General features: G+C 56.4%; 14 protein-coding genes. 10 read left to right on the plus strand and 4 right to left on the minus strand.

Annotated elements, in window-relative coordinates:
* Positions 1-45 precede the first annotated feature (45 nt).
* On the plus strand, positions 46-984 hold the full coding sequence (gene hemC, locus JWG43_RS12200) for a hydroxymethylbilane synthase (RefSeq protein WP_205243215.1): 939 nt from the start codon (positions 46-48) through the stop codon (positions 982-984).
* A 46-nt stretch (positions 985-1,030) separates the two neighbouring features.
* Positions 1,031-2,611: a uroporphyrinogen-III C-methyltransferase gene (cobA, locus tag JWG43_RS12205; RefSeq protein ID WP_338033264.1), complete on the plus strand. Its 1,581-nt coding sequence runs from the start codon at positions 1,031-1,033 to the stop codon at positions 2,609-2,611.
* 43 nt (positions 2,612-2,654) lie between these two features.
* On the opposite strand, the gene JWG43_RS12210 is transcribed toward cobA, so the two are convergent.
* Positions 2,655-2,852, minus strand: a complete 198-nt coding sequence (locus tag JWG43_RS12210) for a hypothetical protein (RefSeq protein WP_205243217.1) — start codon at positions 2,850-2,852, stop codon at positions 2,655-2,657.
* A gap of 514 nt (positions 2,853-3,366) precedes the next feature.
* On the opposite strand from JWG43_RS12210, the gene JWG43_RS12215 reads away from it, so the two are divergent.
* The 3 genes from JWG43_RS12215 (at position 3,367) to JWG43_RS12225 (ending at position 7,363) form a co-directional block, all read left to right on the plus strand.
* Positions 3,367-4,047 carry a hypothetical protein gene (locus JWG43_RS12215; RefSeq protein ID WP_205243218.1) on the plus strand — a complete coding sequence of 227 codons (681 nt, stop codon included), beginning with the start codon at positions 3,367-3,369 and terminating at the stop codon, positions 4,045-4,047.
* Between the two features lie 148 nt (positions 4,048-4,195).
* Complete coding sequence (locus JWG43_RS12220) at positions 4,196-5,914, plus strand: FG-GAP repeat domain-containing protein (RefSeq protein ID WP_205243219.1); 1,719 nt, start codon at positions 4,196-4,198, stop codon at positions 5,912-5,914.
* Between the two features lie 243 nt (positions 5,915-6,157).
* Positions 6,158-7,363 carry a hypothetical protein gene (locus JWG43_RS12225; protein ID WP_205243220.1) on the plus strand — a complete coding sequence of 402 codons (1,206 nt, stop codon included), beginning with the start codon at positions 6,158-6,160 and terminating at the stop codon, positions 7,361-7,363.
* A gap of 311 nt (positions 7,364-7,674) precedes the next feature.
* Here the strand turns inward: JWG43_RS12225 and JWG43_RS12230 are convergent, their stop codons facing one another.
* Positions 7,675-9,507: a response regulator gene (locus JWG43_RS12230; protein WP_205243221.1), complete on the minus strand. Its 1,833-nt coding sequence runs from the start codon at positions 9,505-9,507 to the stop codon at positions 7,675-7,677.
* A gap of 356 nt (positions 9,508-9,863) precedes the next feature.
* Here JWG43_RS12230 and JWG43_RS12235 point away from each other — a divergent pair, with 356 nt between their 5' ends.
* Genes JWG43_RS12235 through JWG43_RS12250 form a run of 4 tightly spaced genes read left to right on the plus strand, consistent with a single transcriptional unit; the run spans position 9,864 to position 14,305 of the window.
* A complete protein-coding gene (locus JWG43_RS12235; RefSeq protein WP_205243222.1) occupies positions 9,864-10,298 on the plus strand; it encodes a HEAT repeat domain-containing protein in 435 nt (144 codons plus the stop codon).
* Positions 10,291-12,345 (plus strand): DNA repair helicase YoaA, encoded by a 2,055-nt coding sequence (yoaA, locus tag JWG43_RS12240; RefSeq protein WP_205243223.1) that lies wholly within the window; start codon positions 10,291-10,293, stop codon positions 12,343-12,345. Before JWG43_RS12235 ends, yoaA begins: the two co-directional genes overlap by 8 nt.
* Positions 12,346-12,355: 10 nt before the next feature.
* On the plus strand, positions 12,356-13,372 hold the full coding sequence (locus JWG43_RS12245; protein ID WP_205243224.1) for a polyprenyl synthetase family protein: 1,017 nt from the start codon (positions 12,356-12,358) through the stop codon (positions 13,370-13,372).
* Positions 13,373-13,381: 9 nt separating this feature from the next.
* Entirely contained in the window at positions 13,382-14,305 is a 924-nt protein-coding gene (locus tag JWG43_RS12250) for a divergent polysaccharide deacetylase family protein (protein WP_205243225.1), read from the plus strand.
* Positions 14,306-14,354: 49 nt separating this feature from the next.
* Here JWG43_RS12250 and ispH read toward each other — a convergent pair whose 3' ends face one another.
* Positions 14,355-15,275: a 4-hydroxy-3-methylbut-2-enyl diphosphate reductase gene (gene ispH / locus JWG43_RS12255; RefSeq protein ID WP_205243226.1), complete on the minus strand. Its 921-nt coding sequence runs from the start codon at positions 15,273-15,275 to the stop codon at positions 14,355-14,357.
* A 1-nt stretch (position 15,276) separates the two neighbouring features.
* Complete coding sequence (locus JWG43_RS12260; RefSeq protein WP_205243227.1) at positions 15,277-16,800, minus strand: AAA family ATPase; 1,524 nt, start codon at positions 16,798-16,800, stop codon at positions 15,277-15,279.
* Positions 16,801-17,579: 779 nt separating this feature from the next.
* Between JWG43_RS12260 and aat the strand changes: the two genes are divergently transcribed.
* Entirely contained in the window at positions 17,580-18,278 is a 699-nt protein-coding gene (gene aat, locus JWG43_RS12265; protein ID WP_205243228.1) for a leucyl/phenylalanyl-tRNA--protein transferase, read from the plus strand.
* Positions 18,279-18,324 lie beyond the last annotated feature (46 nt).

Consider the following 18,324-nt stretch of genomic DNA (forward strand, 5'->3'; position numbering starts at 1 on the left):
CCCGGAAGGGAGGATACAATGCGGTCATCTGATCGGGATTGAAGTATGAAGACATTGTTACGCATAGGGACACGCGCCAGTCAACTGGCCGTAACCCAATCCACCTGGGTCAAACACCGGATCGAGACCACCTATCCACGGATCCGGGTCGAGTTGACCAGAATCACCACCAAGGGCGACCGGATTCTCGACGTCCCGCTGGCCAAGGTCGGCGGCAAGGGTCTTTTTGTCAAGGAAATCGAAGACGCTTTGCTGGCCGGCGAGGTCGACCTGGCGGTGCATTCCATGAAAGACGTGCCCACCGAGTTGCCGGAAGGACTGCATATCGGTATTATCCCCATGCGGGAAATTCCCCAGGATGCCTTTGTCTCGGCCCGCTATGCATCACTTGACGCCTTACCGCACGGCGCCAAAGTCGGTACCTCCAGCCTGCGGCGCAAATCCCAGCTGGCAGCCTTGCGGCCGGACCTCACCATCGTTGACCTCCGGGGTAATATCGACACCCGCCTGCGCAAACTCGACGAAGGTCTCTTTGATGCCATTTTGCTGGCCGGCGCCGGACTCAACCGGATGGGTCTGCAGAAACGGATCACCACCCTGCTGTCTGCCGAGCAGATGCTGCCCGCCATCGGCCAGGGTTCTCTGGGCATAGAGCTGCGGAGAAGCGACAGCGATCTGCTCCAGCTCCTGCAATTTCTTCACGATCCGGACACAGCGGTCACAGTCGCGGCGGAACGGGCTTTTCTCCTTCGCCTGGAAGGGGGCTGTCAGGTGCCCATCGGTGCCCATGCCCTGCTGACCGCAAACACCATCAGCCTGACCGGACTGATTGCCGGTGTCGACGGTCGACACATTATCAAGGAAACCATGACCGGGCCGGCAGAACAAGCTGCTGCTCTCGGCACCACTCTGGCGGAGTCGCTGCTGGCCAAAGGCGGCAAAGCGCTGCTCGACGCTGTCTATTCACCTCCGCCCACACAATGACATGAATGCCTTTTCTCCCCTTTCCGCTCCAACCTCGACAACACCCGTGACAACCACTGCAACCGCATCGCCCCCAACCCTTGGCAAAGTCTACCTGGTCGGGGCCGGCCCCGGCGACCCCGGATTGATCACCCTGCGGGGCAAGTATCTTCTCGAACATGCCGAAGTGGTTGTTTACGACTATCTTGCCAATCCGAAACTGCTGAGTTACGTCCCCAAAACCGCGGAATTCATCTATGCCGGCAAAAAGGGCGGCGGCCTGCACGCCTTCACCCAGAAGGACATCAACAGGTTGTTGGTCAAGCACGCCCAGCGGGGCAAGACCGTGGTTCGCCTCAAGGGTGGCGATCCGTTCATCTTTGGTCGCGGAGCGGAGGAGATACAGGAACTGGTGGCGGAAGGGATCGATTTTGAAGTCGTTCCCGGGGTGACATCGGCGACCGCCGCCGCCACCTATGCAGGCATCCCCATAACCCATCGGGAATATACGGCTTCGGTTGCCTTTGTCACCGGCCATGAGGATCCCGCCAAAAAAATGTCCAATATCTCCTGGGAAAAACTGGCCACCGGCGCGGGCACCATTGTTATTTACATGGGTATCAAAACGCTGCCGAGCATTACCAGGAAACTGATCGATCACGGCCGTTCTCCCGACACACCGGTTGCCGTGGTCCGCTGGGCCTCGACACCGCAGCAGCGCTCGGTGGTCGGTACCCTTGAGACCATCTGCGAAGTGGTCCAACAGGCGGATATCAAACCACCGGCCCTGGTGATCATCGGTGAAGTGGTCAAACTGCGCTCCACCATTGACTGGTTCGAGAAGCGGCCCCTGTTCGGCAAACGCATCGTTGTCACCCGCACCCGGGATCAGGCCAGCGATCTCGTCGCCAAGCTGGAAGAACACGGTGCGGAATGTCTTGAGTATGCCACCATCCAGATCGAACCCGTCGAGGACTACCGGATTTTCGATGCGGCAATGGCCACCATTGCTGAATACCAATGGATTCTGTTTACCAGCATCAACGCTGTCAGCTATTTTTTCCAGCGGCTTTTCCACCTGGGCCTGGACAGCCGCCACCTCGCCGGTCCAAAAATCGCCGTGGTCGGCCGGGCCACCGCGGAAAAATTGCTGCAATACGGTCTTAAAGCCGACCTTATCCCGGAACAATTCACCGGCGAGGGGCTGGCCAAAGCACTGGTCCAGACGCGGGTGGAGGGGAGCCGCATCCTGCTGCCACGGGCCATGCAGGCCGCCGAACTGCTGCCCGAAACCCTGACCGATGCCGGCGCCACGGTCACCGTGGCGCCGGTGTACCGTAACGTCCCTCCTCCGGGCCTGGGGGACGAATTGCGCCGGCATCTGCTCAGCGGGACCATTGACATGGTCACCTTCACCAGCTCATCGACGGTCGCCAACTTCCTTGCCATGCTCAAGGCTGACAGCAAAGATGAGGCACATGCCCTGTTCAGCAAGGTTCAGATCGCCACCATCGGTCCCGTGACCACGGCCACTGTCCTTGAACACGGTCTGAGCGTTGCGGTCCAACCAGAAAAATACACCATCGCCGACATGGTCCAGAGCATTGTTGCCTTGTACCGCACATCAGCTCCTTCTGCAAACCGCTGAGCCACTGCTCCTGCGAATTGCTCTGCGGAAGAAACAACCGGTCTCACCGGGTCGTGATTCCGAGGATTCTCCGCGCCCAGATGAAGAAATGCCCCTGCTCTGCGCCCGGTGCAACGCTGTTGTCACCCACCAGCGCTTCGCCATACGGATGCAGGGCCGCCATGAACACACTTTTTTCAACCCCGCGGGTATAATCTTCGAGCTGCGGTGTTTCCAGCAGGCCCCGGGGGCCGTACCCCATGGCGAGCCCACCACAGAATTCACCTGGTTTCCGGGGTTTTGTTGGCAGGCAACCCTCTGCACTACCTGTCAAACCCATCTGGGTTGGCTGTTCAGCAACGGTGGCTCTTTTTTCGGCCTGATCAGCACCAGACTTCTCTAACTACCCCCCCTGCCCGCTTTTTATGACAGACAAATTCCTGCATCCGTAAGCGTTCACCCGTACGTCCGTTTTCTTTGTCGGTGACCGTTCGATTAGAATAGACTTTATCGGATGGTTACGGGCAATGAAGATGGCAGGCGGACGGACGCCCGAAGGGCGGCTGGTGCAGGTTATTTTCAAGGATTCCTCAGGAATTACAAGCTGATGACAGTAAGATATATTCCAAAAAATGCGTCCAGCCATCACGGATTCAGTAAAACACTATAAAAAGATCCACGGCTGCATTGTGTACAATATTTTGTATTGTTTTTCGCCTGAGCAGGTTGTATTATATAATCTATAAATGAAATTTTTTGTATACCCCATGCCTGCTATGCTCAAACACATATCAACCATCCCCAGACTGGTTCTGCTCCTGCTCCTCACCGGACCAATCGCCGTTTCCCAGGCGAACGATGACCCTGTAGGCATCGAGACAGGTTGGGACAAGGCCGTCCACAGCCTTCTGGCATCCGGATTATTCGGTTTTGTTGACCAGGAGGACCCGGGACTGACAATAGACATCCGGCGCTCCGAAAACATGCTCAAAGGTCTGTCCCCGGATCACCCGACCCTTGAAGGTCAGGCCATCACCTTTTCCTATGAGGGCTCATCAGGGGTTCTCGGTTTTTCCGCCGGGTATATTCTCACCAGCCAGCCCGATGCTCAGCAGCCAGACACCCTACTGCTGGACCTGGATCCTGCCAACTCCTGGTACCTGGCCCTGGATCTCTCCCGTTCATATCAACTGGATGATAATTTCTCTCTGCAACTCGGCCACAGAACCATGGTAATGAAAAATCCTTTTGACGCCGACGATGGCCATGTGTTCTCCATGCTGTTCAACATTCCCCTTTCCTACAGGAATTTCCTGACCATTGCTCCTGAAATTCAATGGACTCGTCCGGCTGCCGGACTTGAAGCGGCCGAACGTACTCCACCCGGAGCAGGCTTGGGAAAACAGGCGGGGGAGGATGTTTTTTATGGTGGCCTGTCCATTAGTTTTTCGTACTGATCGACAGACAGACCAGACCATGTCCTCATCAAGCCAAGTCGCAAGCTCGTTTCCAACCAGATCACCTTTGTGCACCTTGTGGTGCTGATCAGTTCCCCGCAGCTAAAGTCCAAACCCCTCTGCACCCCACTTAAACTGGAGTATTGCCTTGTCCCCCACGCATCCAAGGCCATCGGCCCATGCCCTGATCCTACATAAGAACGGTGGCTGGCACCTCCCTTTCCTGACCCATCAGTGGCTGATCTGGTTCTGGCTGTCCCTGCTGGTCTGTGCTTCCTGGTCGTCAGCCGCCGAGTCGGACAAGGCCCGGGTTCTTTTCCTGCCCTTCAGTATCGAGATTGCCGGGCCGTACGAACACCTGCAAAACGGGCTGCCCAGCGTGCTTGCCAGCCGCCTGGCCTCCAGGGCGAACATCATTGCCATCTCCCGAACCGGCGCCGACGACCAGATGGCCAAGGCTTTGCAAGCCGGGGAATACATGGTGTTCAGCAACCTGCTCCGCCAAAGCGAGGCTGATTACCTCATCCTCGGAGCGCTGCAATCAACCGGCGCCGGCACTTTTGAGCTATCCTCCTATGTTTTCACCTCCACCCCTGGAGAACCTCCGGAAAAATTCACCTTACCCCTCGTTACTGTTGATGAGGCCCTGACCACCATCGACCATATAGCCTGGGAAATCAGTGGCGCGGTGTTTGCCATGCCACGACCCGAATCACTGATCACTGCCCCTGATAGTGGCGACGACATGCTGGCCTTTCAATCCGCCCATCCGGAGCGGGCTTATCGTCAGGAACAGCTCGGCAGCAGGACACCGGGCTTGGAAATCGAGGGTCAATTCACACTGGTTTCCAGCCTCCGCGGCCGAAAAATGCCCTTACAGGTCATGGATATCAATACCTCTGACCTCAACGGCGACGGACAAGTTGAAATCCTCCTGCTGACCACCAACGCTTTGCTGCTCTACCGGGAAATGGAGGGGCAATTCCAGAAGATCGACGAGATCGATCTGCCGGGCTACCTGCGTTACCTTTCAGTCACCACGGCCGATTTCAACGAAAACGGGATGGCGGAAATTTTTATCGCTGGCAGTAATAACGATATCCCCGCCACCACAATCCTTGAATGGAACGGACAAAACTGGCGGACCTTATGGACTAACCTCACCTGGTATCTGCGAGTCATGGACGTTGGCACAGCACCCCCGATCCTCTTGGGTCAGAAAACACCGAGTGCAGGTTCCGTGTACGAGATGCAACTGGACCCCTCCCAGGGAGTACGACCACTGAGGGAACTGGCCCTGCCACGAGGCATCAACCTCTATGATTTTGCTCAGGCGGACATCACCGGGGACGGCAGCATTGAAACCATCGCTATCGGGGCTGACAACCGGATGCGGGTCTACAATGCCGCCGGCACTCTGCTGTGGACCAGCAGCGACATCCATGGCGCCAGCAGTAATTTCTTCGGTACCTTGAGCAGTACCGCTCAGACCGGTCGAGGAACAGATCCGGAAACTGTCTATATCAAAACCCGGATCGTGATCCAGGATCTCGATGGTGACGGCATCAACGAGGTCCTGGTTGGCCGAAACCGACTGGAAACGGTCCCCTTCATGCCCAATCTCCGCTACTTCGACGGTGCTAGCATTGCCGCCCATAAATGGGAGGAGGGCCGACTGGTCCCTCTCTGGGAAACAAGGAGAACCCCCGGGTATATTGTCAATTACCAGTTGAGCCCCGCGCAAGAGGACACCAACCGCTTCGAGCTTGTCCTGGTCGAAGGGGAAGGCGGCTCCCCGTTCTTCTTCTGGCGCTCTCCCTCTTCAATGCTGGCCAGATTAACCGTGGAAGTACAAAAAAACCTGTGAACAAGAGGTGCGGATTGCCAGGCACCAAGGACCGCATGCAGGGTATGGCAATGGACAACCTCCCAACAACAGGTTCTTTTTTTCAACCCCTCCCTGTGGGGGTAAAAAAAATTTTACTACAGTAAAAAAAACTTGACGTTTGATGCTGCCCGCTTTATTTTACGGATAAATGAGATCTACTCAAACACTGTTTCTTGCAGTCCCGAGAAACGCGTAACTAACACCTGATAAAAGGAGAGGAACATGAAAAAAGTACTCGTAGCAGGCGCTGCTCTGATGCTGGCCGGCGGTATTGCGTTGCCCGCCATGGCTTCCGAGCCCGGCGTGTCGATCTTTGGTGATTCCCGTGCCCGCATCATCTACACGGACGCCTATGACTATAACGGATATGCCAATGAAGGACGTCCTGACCTGAGCTCCAGATTCAACATGGATTCCCGTCTGCGTTTTAATGTCAAGGGGACTGCGGCCGGCGGCGCATTTGTTCACGCCCGGATTCGCGCCATTGACAACCAGTTCAACGGTGACACCCGATTCTCGGACGCCAACAACCTCTGGGCCGATGTCGCCTATCTCTCCATCCCCTTTACCGATGACTTCACTTTTCAAGCCGGTAAATACCGGGCCTTCTACGGCACAGGTTTCTTCTTTGACGATATCGGTGTTTCCGGCCTCCGCGGGATCTACACAAGCGACACCTTCCAGTTCATGCCATTCCTGGATATGGTGGCCGAAGGGCAGCAATCCATCAACCCGACCGACCGGGTGGAGGACAACGATGTCCTTCGCTTCGGTGGTGTGGTTGCAATCCAACCCAACCCCGACTGGGAATTCGGCTTCATGGCCGCGTATCAAACTGATGACCGGGCGGCATTGGCAGTCGAAGATGTCGGCGTGCTACCCGCACCGGATCGAGATGGCTTCATAGGCATGGTGTACACCAAGGGCACCAGCGGCAACATGGCACTGCAGGGTGAATTCGCCTATGTCGAAACAGCCGGCATGATGGACGCCACGGCTGACGACGCCTTCGGCGGCTATATCCGCCCCAGCTTCACCATGGATGCTTTGACTCTGTCCTTTGACCTCGGTTTCACCCAGGACGGCTACGTAGCGGATGCTGCCTATGGTTTTGTCATGATCGGCGGCGAGTGGGCTACCCAGGCCATGCGATTTGGTCAGGAGGGTGACTGGATCTGGGGTGCTTTCAGCAGTAAGTATCAAATCAGCGAAGACCTGTTCGTGGTGGGGAACCTCGTTTATGCCGATATCGACAGCACCACCGCGAGAGGGCTTAGCGATGCATGGGAAGTATCCGGCTTGCTCCAGTACAACATCAGCCCGGGAGCCAACCTGCAGTACCGCATCGGTTACCTGAATCCTTCCTATGACAACTGGAACGACGACTCTGTTTTCGGAACCGTTGCCCGATTCAACATCAGCTTCTAATTGCTTAGAGCATACCCCTCTATGCTCGTAGAGGGTCAAAAAGGGTCCTTCTCTTGAAGGATCCTTTTTTTTTTACTGAGAGTCAGTGTCCGCTGCTTGCAGGATAGCGTTACTCCAGCTACCCTATTAATCAATACAGGCGGCTGTCCATCAGCAAGAGCCCACACCCTTGAGGGTGCGCTACTAGCGCCAACCGCGTGACCGCTTGTTCGCACCCAGGGTTGGCCTCCTACAGCAGGACCGTCCCCCTTCAATTCCTGTACCCTTTGTTGATATTCCCACAAAACCAGCGGCAGCAGCGTGTTATGCCCTTAAACAACCCGGGGAAAGACGACCGTGGCGATGGTCCCATGCCCGTTTTCTCGACTCTCCAACCGCAGGGTGCCGTGGTGATCTTCAACGATTCGTTTTACCAAAGTCAGGCCCATACCGGTGCCGATCATCTTGGTGGTGAAAAAGGGATCAGTGGCTCGGGCAGGATGGATGCTGCCCAGCCCTTCGCCACTATCGCTGATGACAATTGTTACCCGTCCCTCCTCCAGGCGGACCGCAACGGTCAACAGCCCGCCCCGGGGCATGGCTTCAACACTGTTGCGAATCAGATGCACCAGGGCCTGCTGAATCAATCGCGGATCAGCGTTAATCAAAGGATCTTCCTCCGGCAAGAGCACCTCCTGCTCTATTTCCTGTTCGTGCAGAGTATTGAAATGGAGCAGCAGGGAGCGATGGACCAGCGGCAGCAGATGGGTTTTTTCCAGGACCGGCTTCACTTGCTCGACAAAAGTGAACAGGTCTTCCAGAGTCTTCTCGATTTTCTCGGATTCACTGATCATCAGATTGAAAAACTGCAAGGTATCCCTATCCTCGGTCTTACGGGCAAGCAGGCGGGCCGTGCCGCCGATGGCGGTAATCGGATTTCTGATACTATGCGCCAACTGCGCCGCCATATGGCCAACAGTTGAATAGCGTTCCGCCTCGATAAGCAGGTCTTTATTCTTATCCAGCTCTCTGGTGAGAGCTTCCAGTTCCTGTATTTTCCTCTGCATGGCCATGTACAGGTGGCAATGCTCGATGGCCAGACTGGCTTGACCGGCGAAACTTTCCAAAGCACTGATCTGTTCTGTGGTAATCGCGCTGCGGGTCACAAAATGATCGGCAATGATGACTCCCAGGGAACGACTGGGTGAATAGAGGGGGACAATGACAAAGGTATCCTCACCCAACAGTCCCAGCAGTTCTACAGGCACCGGATAGTTGCACTGACCGTTGAGGACATGGATTGATCGCCGTTCACGAACCGCTCGCAGGAGGATATGGTCCGCATCAAGGACGTGCACATTCAAGGCCCGAACGATGCGATTGACCTCGGTATCGGTTTCCAGCCCTTTACTGTGGATGTTCTCGAGAAGATCGTGCAATCGCAGTTCCCGATTGCGGATATCCTGCCAGATACGCCCGCCATCCTCCCGCTTCCCCGGGCCAATAGCCAGCCGCCCCTCAAGGATTTCGCCGGAAGCATCGAACAGGGCAAGAAAAGCCCGGTTATATTGCAGCCCTTCCTCGGCGGTAATCCCCACGAGTATAGCCTGGAGAATCTCATCCAACTCGATGGTACTCAGATAGGCCGTATTCATTTTCATGGCCAATTCATGATTGAACTGGATGCGGAATCTCGCCTCTTCAATTTGACGCTGATAGTGCCTGTTGTTAATTTTCAGCCGGCGTTTTTCCAGGACTTTGCGCAGAGTGGTGAGCAGGTCGGTGAAGTGAACAGGTTTGGTGAGGTAATCGTCGGCACCAAAGCGGAGACAGGCCAGAGCTGTCTGCAGATCCGTCACCGCGGTCAGCATAATAACGGCCAGATCAGGATCATCCTGTTTCAATTCAGGGATCAATTCAGTGCCATTGGCATCGGGCAGTCCGATATCCAGAAGGACAAGAGCAACCTTGCCCGTGCGCAAATACCGTCGTAATTCTTCGGCTGTGGCCGCGGTGATGGAGGCAAAACCCTGTTGCTGAAGAAAATCCTGCAGCAGGATGACAATATCGGCATAATCATCGACAATGACGATAACCTCATCCTTGTCCAGGAGTTCATCATCAGCAATGGACAGCGGGGGCTGGGCATATTTCTGTTCCATCATACCTGCGCAGTGGAAGGGGCTTTTGTTGGTTGCGGGCACCAGCTCCTTTTCTGGTCACTGACAGTTGAACCGAACAAAACGGAGTGTCAGGGAATTGCCGGATGCCCTGTGACCGCCTACAATACAGGATCCTGATGCATCAGACAGGAACACGTGATCGGGTACACCTATTTATTCTTGGGATCGATAACCAGGCATGAAGCCGCAACGTAATGCAGGCCAAGGTATTACAGGGTTTACTTTATTTGTACTCCCGATAAAAACCTGTGTCAAGCAACCAGAACGGTCGTTCCTGATTGCTTCATCGCGCCGGTCGTGGTAAGGACAGCCTGTCAGATCACCGCCAAGCAAGCATAATGGATCAACAAACGCACCATATCACCAACTCCCACCCCGGGGAGGTCAGCGACGACGACCTGCTTGAGGTCATCGCCGACTTTCTCGCCCTGGGTCATGTGGAAAACATTGTCGCCATGTTCCGGCAGGATCAGCGTCTTTTTGCGTGGGCCGGCCGTCTCCTCACCGATAATCGTCTCTCGGTTCGTCTGGGTGTCTCGGTCCTGTTCGAACACCTGGCCGAGATCTGCCCGGAAAAAACATCGCTGGCAATCCCCTCCCTGGAGCGGCAACTTGTCCATCCCACTGACTGGGTGCGTGGCGAAGCCGCCTCGGTCCTCGCTATTATCGGCAACGATGAGGCCTTATCTCTTATCCATCCCCTGGTGAACGATCCTTCTCCCCAGGTTCGAGAAGTCGCCCGCGATATCCTCGGAATCTCTCCGCATGGATAGCTTGTTCGGGCCTGAAGGCCTCCTGGCCCGCCAGGTGCCAGGCTACACATGCCGCCCCGGTCAACTCGAAATGGCTCGAGCCGTGCACAATCTGCTTGCAGTGCAGGACACCGACGAGCCCATCGAGCAAGCGACATCCCTGGTCATTGAAGCGGAAACCGGGCTGGGAAAAACCCTGGCCTACCTGATACCCGCGGTGCTCAGCGGGCGTCGGGTTGTGGTCTCCACCAACACCCGCAACCTGCAGGACCAGATCCTCGAGCGGGAGGTCCCTCTTATCCGCCAATATATCGCCCCGGAACTGCGGGCACTGTGCGTCAAGGGCCGACAGAATTACCTCTGCCTCCATCGGTGGCGGCAGTTGGCCGCTGGCGGTCAGCTCGACCTGTTCGAAGAGAACGTAGAAGCACGCATTGACCAGTGGGTCAACAAAACCGTGCATGGTGACCGATCCGAGCTGGGATGGCTGTCGGCGACATCGCCCCTCTGGCAGAAAATCTGCTGCCTCTCCCATTCGTGCCTGGGCAGCAACTGCCCCGAGTCCTCAGCGTGTTTTCTCAACCGCCTGCGCCGTGATGCCGCCGCCAGCCGGCTGCTCATCGTCAATCATCACCTACTGTTCTCGGATCTGGCCATCCGTAAAACCGGGTACGGAGAGGTTCTGCCCCGCTACGACAGCGTTATCTTCGATGAAGCCCATCACATCGAGCAGGTTGCCACCACCTTTTTCGGCTTCACCTTTTCCCGCTACCAACTCATCGAGCTTGCCGGCGATGTCGAGCGCAGTGCCGATAACAAAGCCGGTGGAGAGCAGAAAAAACAGCTCCTCCAGGCCGCAAATCGGCTGCTGGCCGCGGCGGAACGATTTGCCGCTGCCTTCCCTCCGGCAAAAGGACGTTTTCTACTCCAGTCTCTGCCCAGCCAGTCGACGGCAATCACCACCATCCGTGACGATCTTCAGCTAGCATTGCACCACCTGGAGAAGATCCTCGCTACCATGCCAGCAAACGATGGCCCCTGGAGCCTGTATCTTGACCGGACCCTTGACCTGCAGGCTCGCCTGGAAATGATCCTGGCCGAACAGTTTGACGACCTGCCGGTCACGGAAATACGCTACACCTACTGGTATGAACGTCATGAACGGAATCTGAGTCTGTTTGCCACCCCGGTGGATGTGGCCCCGGAACTGCAAACCACCCTGTTTGCTGCAACAAGCCGGTGTCTCTTCACCTCGGCGACCCTGACCACCGGCTGCAGATTCAACTATTTTCTTGAACGACTGGGCCTTGCCGGGGACACACCCACCCTGGCGCTGGCTTCTCCCTTCGATTATCAGCAGCGCACCCGTATTTTTATCCCTGCCGCCGACTTTCCCGAGCCGGCGGCCCCCGGATACCTGCAGGCGCTGCACAGCTGCATGGAGACACTTATTGATCACGCCCAGGGACGTACCCTGGCCCTGTTCACCTCGTTTCAGGCCATGAATCAGGCCTGGCAGAATCTTCGTGACCGCCTGCCGTATCCTGTCCTGGTGCAGGGCGAAGCACCCCGGCGTGTCCTGCTTGACCGATTCAGCCGGACCACCGAGTCCATTCTCTTTGCTGTTGCCAGCTTCTGGGAAGGGGTCGATGTCCCGGGGGAATCACTGAGCCTGGTCATTATGGACAAATTACCCTTTGAAGTGCCAAGCGACCCTGTTATCATGACTCGCATCAACCGGATAAAAGCAATGGGAGGCAACCCTTTTGCCGACTTTCAGGTCCCTCGGGCCATTCTGACCCTGCGACAGGGGGCCGGGCGGCTGATGCGCACGGCAAATGACCGGGGCGTGATCGCCATCATGGACACCCGTTTGTTTACCAAGGGATACGGACGTCTGTTTCTCAGCAGTCTCCCCCCTGCCCCGGTGACCAGGGACCTCGAAGAGATCGCGGATTTCTTTCAAGGCAACCCGGCAGCCGACAACCGGCAGACCCGCGCTCATCCTGAAAAAGCCACTGCCAACAGACCCCTTCGTACCGAGGACGACCCCCTCTTCGAGCTGTAAGCCAACAACCATGAATCCTTCTGCTCCGGACCAATTCTCCGCCCTGCTGGCCGCCGCCGCAGCAATCGGTGCCCGCACGGACACAGCTATGCGCTCCGACCTGGAGACAGCACTGGCGGACTGCGATCCACTCCTGATCGAAGTGCTCCACTACGCCCTTTTTAATGGCGGCAAACGAATTCGCCCCTTGCTCACCGTCCTCTGTTCGCGCTGCTGCGGGCGGGACGATGCCCCTTTGTATCTGCTGGCGGCAGCCTTCGAGTATCTGCATGTGGCCACCCTTGCCCACGATGATGTCATTGATCGGGCCGATCATCGCCGCGGTCGCCCCTCGGTGGCTGCCCGTTTCGGTCCCACGGCAGCGATTCTGGCCGGAGACTGGCTGCATGCCCGCAGCATGCATCTCATCGGCCGACTGGCCGGAGCAGACGGGCTGGACATCTTCTGCGCCGCGACAGCGGCCATGGTCAACGGAGAATTTGCCCAGTTACGACACATCGCTGATCTCAACACCAAACAGCACCACTATTTTGCCGTCATTCGCCAGAAAACCAGCAATCTCATCGCGTCCGCCTGCTCCATCGGCGCCCTCTACGCCGGCGCGGATAGACGACAACGCGATGCTTTGGCAACCTATGGGGACCGGATCGGGGCAGCTTTTCAAGTGGTGGATGATCTCCTCGATTTCAAAGGAGAATCGGGCACCACCGGGAAAAAAACCGGCAACGACTTTGTCGAGGGAAAAATGACCCTGCCGGTACTGCTCGCCCTCGAAAAAGCCTCAGCTGAACAACGGCAGGTCATGAAAACACTGTTGGAGGGCGATCGTAGCCAGGTGGAAGCCCTGGCCCGAATCCATGCCCTTGTCGAGGATCTGGACGGGTTCAAAGGAGCTGCCCGGATCGCCCGCCGGTTGATTGATGAAGCTCTTGAGCCCCTGGCCATTTTCTCCCGTGGGCAGCAGGAGCAGGAGAACACCGAACGACTCAGAGAGCTGGCCGGCTTTATCCTCGCCAGAAAAAAATAATTGTTCATCATGATGGTCAACAAATCCCGTACAGCTGTCTGGGTTGCCGTGGTTTTGTCCCTGCTCGCCGCCATGCTGCTCTCTGGCTGCAACCCTTTCCAGGAGCATGCCGAGCAGAACAAGACCGATGCACGGACCGGCGGGGTAGTGGCCACCCACCTGCTCGTTGCCCCCCTGATCATCCATGCACGAGCCGGCAAGCCGCGGAATGCGGAAAACGAAGCCGTATCGATTGCAGAACCAGAGCAGCAGCACAAGGCTATACAGTCTTCACCAGCACCCAGAATCGCCATTATCATCGATGATATGGGCTTCCATCGCCAACTCGGTGATCAGCTGCTGGGGCTTGATCTCAACCTGTCCTTCTCTTTCCTGCCCCATGCACCTTTCACCACGGAGCAGGCCAGGACCGCCCATCGAGCCGGTCGCGACGTCCTGGTGCACCTGCCGATGGAACCAAAAGATATTTCCTGGGACCCGGGACCGGGTGCCCTGATGGTCGTTGATACTCCCGAGGTGATCAGAGAAAAAATCGAAAAGATGCTGGCCGCTGTGCCGCATGCCATCGGCGCCAACAACCATATGGGCTCCCGCTTCACCGAAGAACAAGCAGCAATGCGCCTGGTCATCGCCACCCTGCAGAAGCACTCCCTGTTTTTTATCGATTCCTTTACCAGTATCGATTCACAGGGATTGCAGGCGGCACAACGTTCAGGCCTGCCCTCGGCGCGGCGCCACCTCTTTCTCGACAATGATCAGGACCCGGACCTTATCCTTGACCAGATTGTTAAACTCATTGCCCTGGCGCGCCAACAGGGAACAGCCATCGGAATCGGTCACCCCTATCCGGCCACTCTCAAAGCCCTGTATCGGTGCCAGAAAACAATCTGCCGGGAGATCGAGGTTGTTGGTGTTCATCAACTGGTCCGCTGAACGGTGACCAGTCTGTCAAGCCATCTCAATGCCCCGGAGCAGTCCAGGGTCACAATTCCAGATCAGGAACGAAAAAATTGATATGCTCTTCCTTTCCGTCCATTTCCTCAACCGTATCGGCCCCATGTTGCCGCAGCCAGTCGACGACCTCCACCACCAGATGTTCCGGCGCCGAGGCTCCGGCACTGACACCCACCCGTTGAATGCCGCTGAACCAATGCGACTCGATCTCGCCGGCATGGTCGATGAGATGAGCAGAAACACCCCGCAATGCCGCGACCTCGCGCAAACGGTTTGAGTTGGAACTGTTTTTCGACCCGACAATGAGGACCAGCTCGACCCGGTCCGCCAGCAACCGGACCGCAGCCTGCCGGTTGCTGGTGGCATAGCAGATATCGGTCCGGTCCGGTTCCGAGATCAACGGAAAACGCCTTCGGAGAGCGGCCAGCATCTCGGCAGTATCGTCAACGCTCAAGGTCGTCTGGGTCACATACCCCACTTTGGCCGGATCAGCCACCCTGAGGTCAGCCACCTCAGCCGGGGTTGAGATGACATGCACCCGGCCGGTGGCCTGACCACAGGTGCCTTCAACCTCGGGGTGTCCTTTATGACCAATGACGAGGATATCGTAGCCAAGCTCGTTGAGGTGGACCACCCGCCGATGCACTTTGGAGACCAGGGGACAGGTCGCGTCGATGGTGCGCAGCCCCATGGCCCGTGCCTGATCCTCAACAGTCCGTGACACCCCATGGGCACTGAAAATGCTCACCGCACCACGGGGGATATCCTCCAGTTCCTCGACAAAAACGGCTCCGCGTCTGCGCAGGGCGGCAAGAACATGGGTGTTGTGGACAATTTCATGGAGAACGTACACCGGGGGGGCGTAACGCTCGAGGGCTCGATGAACGATGGCAATGGCCCGGTTGACCCCGGCGCAGAATCCGCGTGGCCTGGCAAGCAGAACGTTCATATCACCTCTCGGTTTTTTTCAGCGCCTCGGCAATGGAAAGTGGGTAGGGATGGTGTTGACGCAGAAAGACCGGCATATTGTTGCGTGCCTCCCTGGCCTCATCCATGGTGTCGTAGATACCGTAAAAGATGAACAGTGTCGGTGGGGTGGTTTTTCGGTTGAGGATATAGAGTTGGTCGACGATCTGACGGTAGTCTTCGTCAACGAGCATCCTGGCCACACTGGTCTGTGCCTGCTCCGAAACCAGCATCATCAACTGAATGGTGTACCCGCCCCGGTAGGCGCCGGCTAACCACCCGGCGCTGGCCCTCTGCCGTTCTCGAACCAGAAGGTCACCTTCGGATATTTCCTGTTCCGTCACCGGTCGCATGGCCTGGGCCTGGAGAACCGGTACAGGCTCCTCCACCGGGGTGACGATGGGTGACTCCCGCTCAACCGCCTCAGGATCCGTAACAGGGGTTTTGTCCTCCGTCACCTGGCTGGGAGGTGTTTCGACCTCCGCCAACTGGTCTGGAGGTACTGGTTCTTCGGGAACGGAGGGCAAGGTCTCCTCGATGGGTGGTTCAACGCTGACTGCAGTTGGTACAATTTCCTCTTCAGCGGTCCCGCCGAGCATGAAACCGATCAGGAGACCAATGACCATCAGACAGCCGAGGCCGGCGGCGAACCTGTTGCGCCGGAGCATTTGATAGATTCCTGACATCCGGCTCTCCATCCGCAACCCTTTGTCGGTCTGGGAATCGACGTGGTCGAGCAGCACCATGAAGGATTTTTCCGAACAGGAGACCTGCAGAGACTCTTCCGCCAAAATATTGATCATCCGGGGGTTCCCCTGAGAGGATGCAAAAATTTTGGCAACCGCTCCATCGGTGAACACATCACCGTGGCGATCGACACTGAGACCGGCGGCCTGCAGGCGAAAACGAAGATACTGTGCGGTTTCATGTTCGTTCAACGGCTGCAGGGTGTAGCTGGTATGGGTATCAACCGTGGCGGTAAAGGCGGCGAGTTGTTCGAAATTGGCATCTAGACCAGGCCGGCCGCTGAGCACCACTGTCAGGCCGAGACCCTTCCATTTCTCACTGACATTGCGCACCAGGCGCTCTAAAGTAGCGAGGAATAATTTTTCCGCCTCGTCAATGCACAAGACCGTCTTCCTTCCCGCTTCCTTACGCAGGCGCAGGAGGCGCAGCATCTCATCGGAAAAGCTGATCCCTTCATGCCCACCGCTCGGATCCATGCCGAGATCAAGGCAGACTATCCGCAGCAGATCATCAAAAGCCCCCACCGGGTTGTCAATATAGACGACGCCGTACTGACCGGGCAGCCGATTGATAACCGCTTGACAGATCAAGGTCTTACCATACCCCTCACGGCCGATGAGCCTGATTATTGGTTTACTTTTGAGGATATCGAGAATCAGTGACTGGCGCACTTCTTCTCGCCCGGCTTCCGGAAAAAAAATCTCCGGATCCGGTTCCTCACCAAAGGGGGACTGACTGAGATGAAAATGTTCAAGATACATAAGCGTTCAGATGGACATGCAAAAAAAAATCGGCGCTGGTCTCGGGGCCTGAACAAAACGGCTGGCAGGGGCTTGACAGTGAAAAATCACGTGGCCAATCAGTCGAACCAAAAGGTATACGTTCACCTGGATCCGTGAGCGTTCGTCCGTGCGTCAGCTTTGTTGTTGGTGACAGTCCGATTAAAGTACACTTTATCGGACTGTTGCGGGCAATGAAGATGGCGTGCGGACGGATGCTCCGAAGGGCGGCTGGTGATGGTTCCTATCAAGGATTCCACTGCATTTATAATATGATTACAGCAAGATATATCCAAAAATAAGATCCAGCCGTCACGGATTCAAGGTTTCTCATTTTCACTGATACGGCCATCATGTCCGCCAATGAATAGAGCCACATCCTGCCCATGGCGGTAACGCATCAACAAGTCGATTGATTATCAATTAGTTACCGCTTCCTGTAAACCTCTTTTTAGGCCAATTGATGAATTTTCCAGACTTCATGCACCATGCACCTGCCTGGATCCGTGAGCGTGCATCCGTGCGTCAGCTGTATTGCCTGTGATCGTGCAATAAAGTACACGTTATCGGACGGGTACGGATAATGAAGATGGCGTGCGGGATGCTCTCATTTTTTGCCCTATCGTTCAACTGGCTGCGGAAACGACAGAACGGAGTCGACAGAGTTTCGCAACCAAAGCATGCCTTCATGCTTGCCTTTTTCGTGTTCCACGGTAGGATTTCACCCGACACGCTTCAATTTTCCTTGACCAGACCCAGTTATGCCCGTTTTCCGCCTCATTGACGCTCATATTTTTCCGGATCCGGAATTCGCCGAACCCGACGGTCTCCTGGCTGTGGGAGGGGATCTCAATCCAGCCCGCATCCTCACTGCCTACAGCCAGGGCATCTTTCCCTGGTATGCGGAGGGGGATCCCATCCTCTGGTGGTCACCGGCCCCACGCCTGGTCCTCTTTCCCAACGAATTCCATCTGCCTCGACGATTACTGCGCACCATCAAGGCCGGCAAATTCACCGTGACCACGGACACCGCTTTTGAACAGGTCCTAACAGCATGTGCAACAGCTTCAGGCCGCCGGGAAAAAGGGACCTGGATCACACCGGAGATGCAACAGGCGTACATCCGCTTACACGGACTTGGCTTCGCCCACTCCGTCGAATGCTGGCGGGAAGGTGTTTTGGCTGGAGGGCTGTACGGGCTCTGCCTGGATCGAATTTTTTTCGGTGAATCGATGTTCACCATGGAGAGAGATGCATCCAAGATAGCTCTGGCTTTTCTGATCGATCAGGCCCTTCACCTTGATATTGCCTTGATCGATTGCCAGATGACCACTGAACATCTGGTCCGGTTCGGAGCCCGTGAACTGTCCAGGGAAACATTCCGTGCCTATCTTGATGCCCATATCAATGGTTGCCTGCCTCAAAAGAAATGGCGCCTGCCACGGACCGCAAAGGAGTAATAAATCCGGGGAGGCGCCATCGGCGAACAAGGTCGAACATCTCCGA

Origin of the sequence: Desulfobulbus alkaliphilus, assembly GCF_016918545.1 — a bacterium.
Lineage (GTDB): Bacteria > Desulfobacterota > Desulfobulbia > Desulfobulbales > Desulfobulbaceae > Desulfobulbus > Desulfobulbus alkaliphilus.

Bases quoted from the DNA above. Each gene is read 5' to 3' on its own strand.
- hemC (WP_205243215.1), top strand. From the start codon at position 46: ATGAAGACATTGTTACGCATAGGGACACGCGCCAGTCAACTGGCCGTA.
- JWG43_RS12210 (WP_205243217.1), bottom strand. From the start codon at position 2,852: ATGGGGTACGGCCCCCGGGGCCTGCTGGAAACACCGCAGCTCGAAGAT.
- JWG43_RS12215 (WP_205243218.1), top strand. From the start codon at position 3,367: ATGCTCAAACACATATCAACCATCCCCAGACTGGTTCTGCTCCTGCTC.
- JWG43_RS12225 (WP_205243220.1), top strand. From the start codon at position 6,158: ATGAAAAAAGTACTCGTAGCAGGCGCTGCTCTGATGCTGGCCGGCGGT.
- JWG43_RS12230 (WP_205243221.1), bottom strand. From the start codon at position 9,507: ATGATGGAACAGAAATATGCCCAGCCCCCGCTGTCCATTGCTGATGAT.
- JWG43_RS12235 (WP_205243222.1), top strand. From the start codon at position 9,864: ATGGATCAACAAACGCACCATATCACCAACTCCCACCCCGGGGAGGTC.
- yoaA (WP_205243223.1), top strand. From the start codon at position 10,291: ATGGATAGCTTGTTCGGGCCTGAAGGCCTCCTGGCCCGCCAGGTGCCA.
- JWG43_RS12245 (WP_205243224.1), top strand. From the start codon at position 12,356: ATGAATCCTTCTGCTCCGGACCAATTCTCCGCCCTGCTGGCCGCCGCC.
- JWG43_RS12250 (WP_205243225.1), top strand. From the start codon at position 13,382: ATGATGGTCAACAAATCCCGTACAGCTGTCTGGGTTGCCGTGGTTTTG.
- ispH (WP_205243226.1), bottom strand. From the start codon at position 15,275: ATGAACGTTCTGCTTGCCAGGCCACGCGGATTCTGCGCCGGGGTCAAC.
- JWG43_RS12260 (WP_205243227.1), bottom strand. From the start codon at position 16,800: ATGTATCTTGAACATTTTCATCTCAGTCAGTCCCCCTTTGGTGAGGAA.
- aat (WP_205243228.1), top strand. From the start codon at position 17,580: ATGCCCGTTTTCCGCCTCATTGACGCTCATATTTTTCCGGATCCGGAA.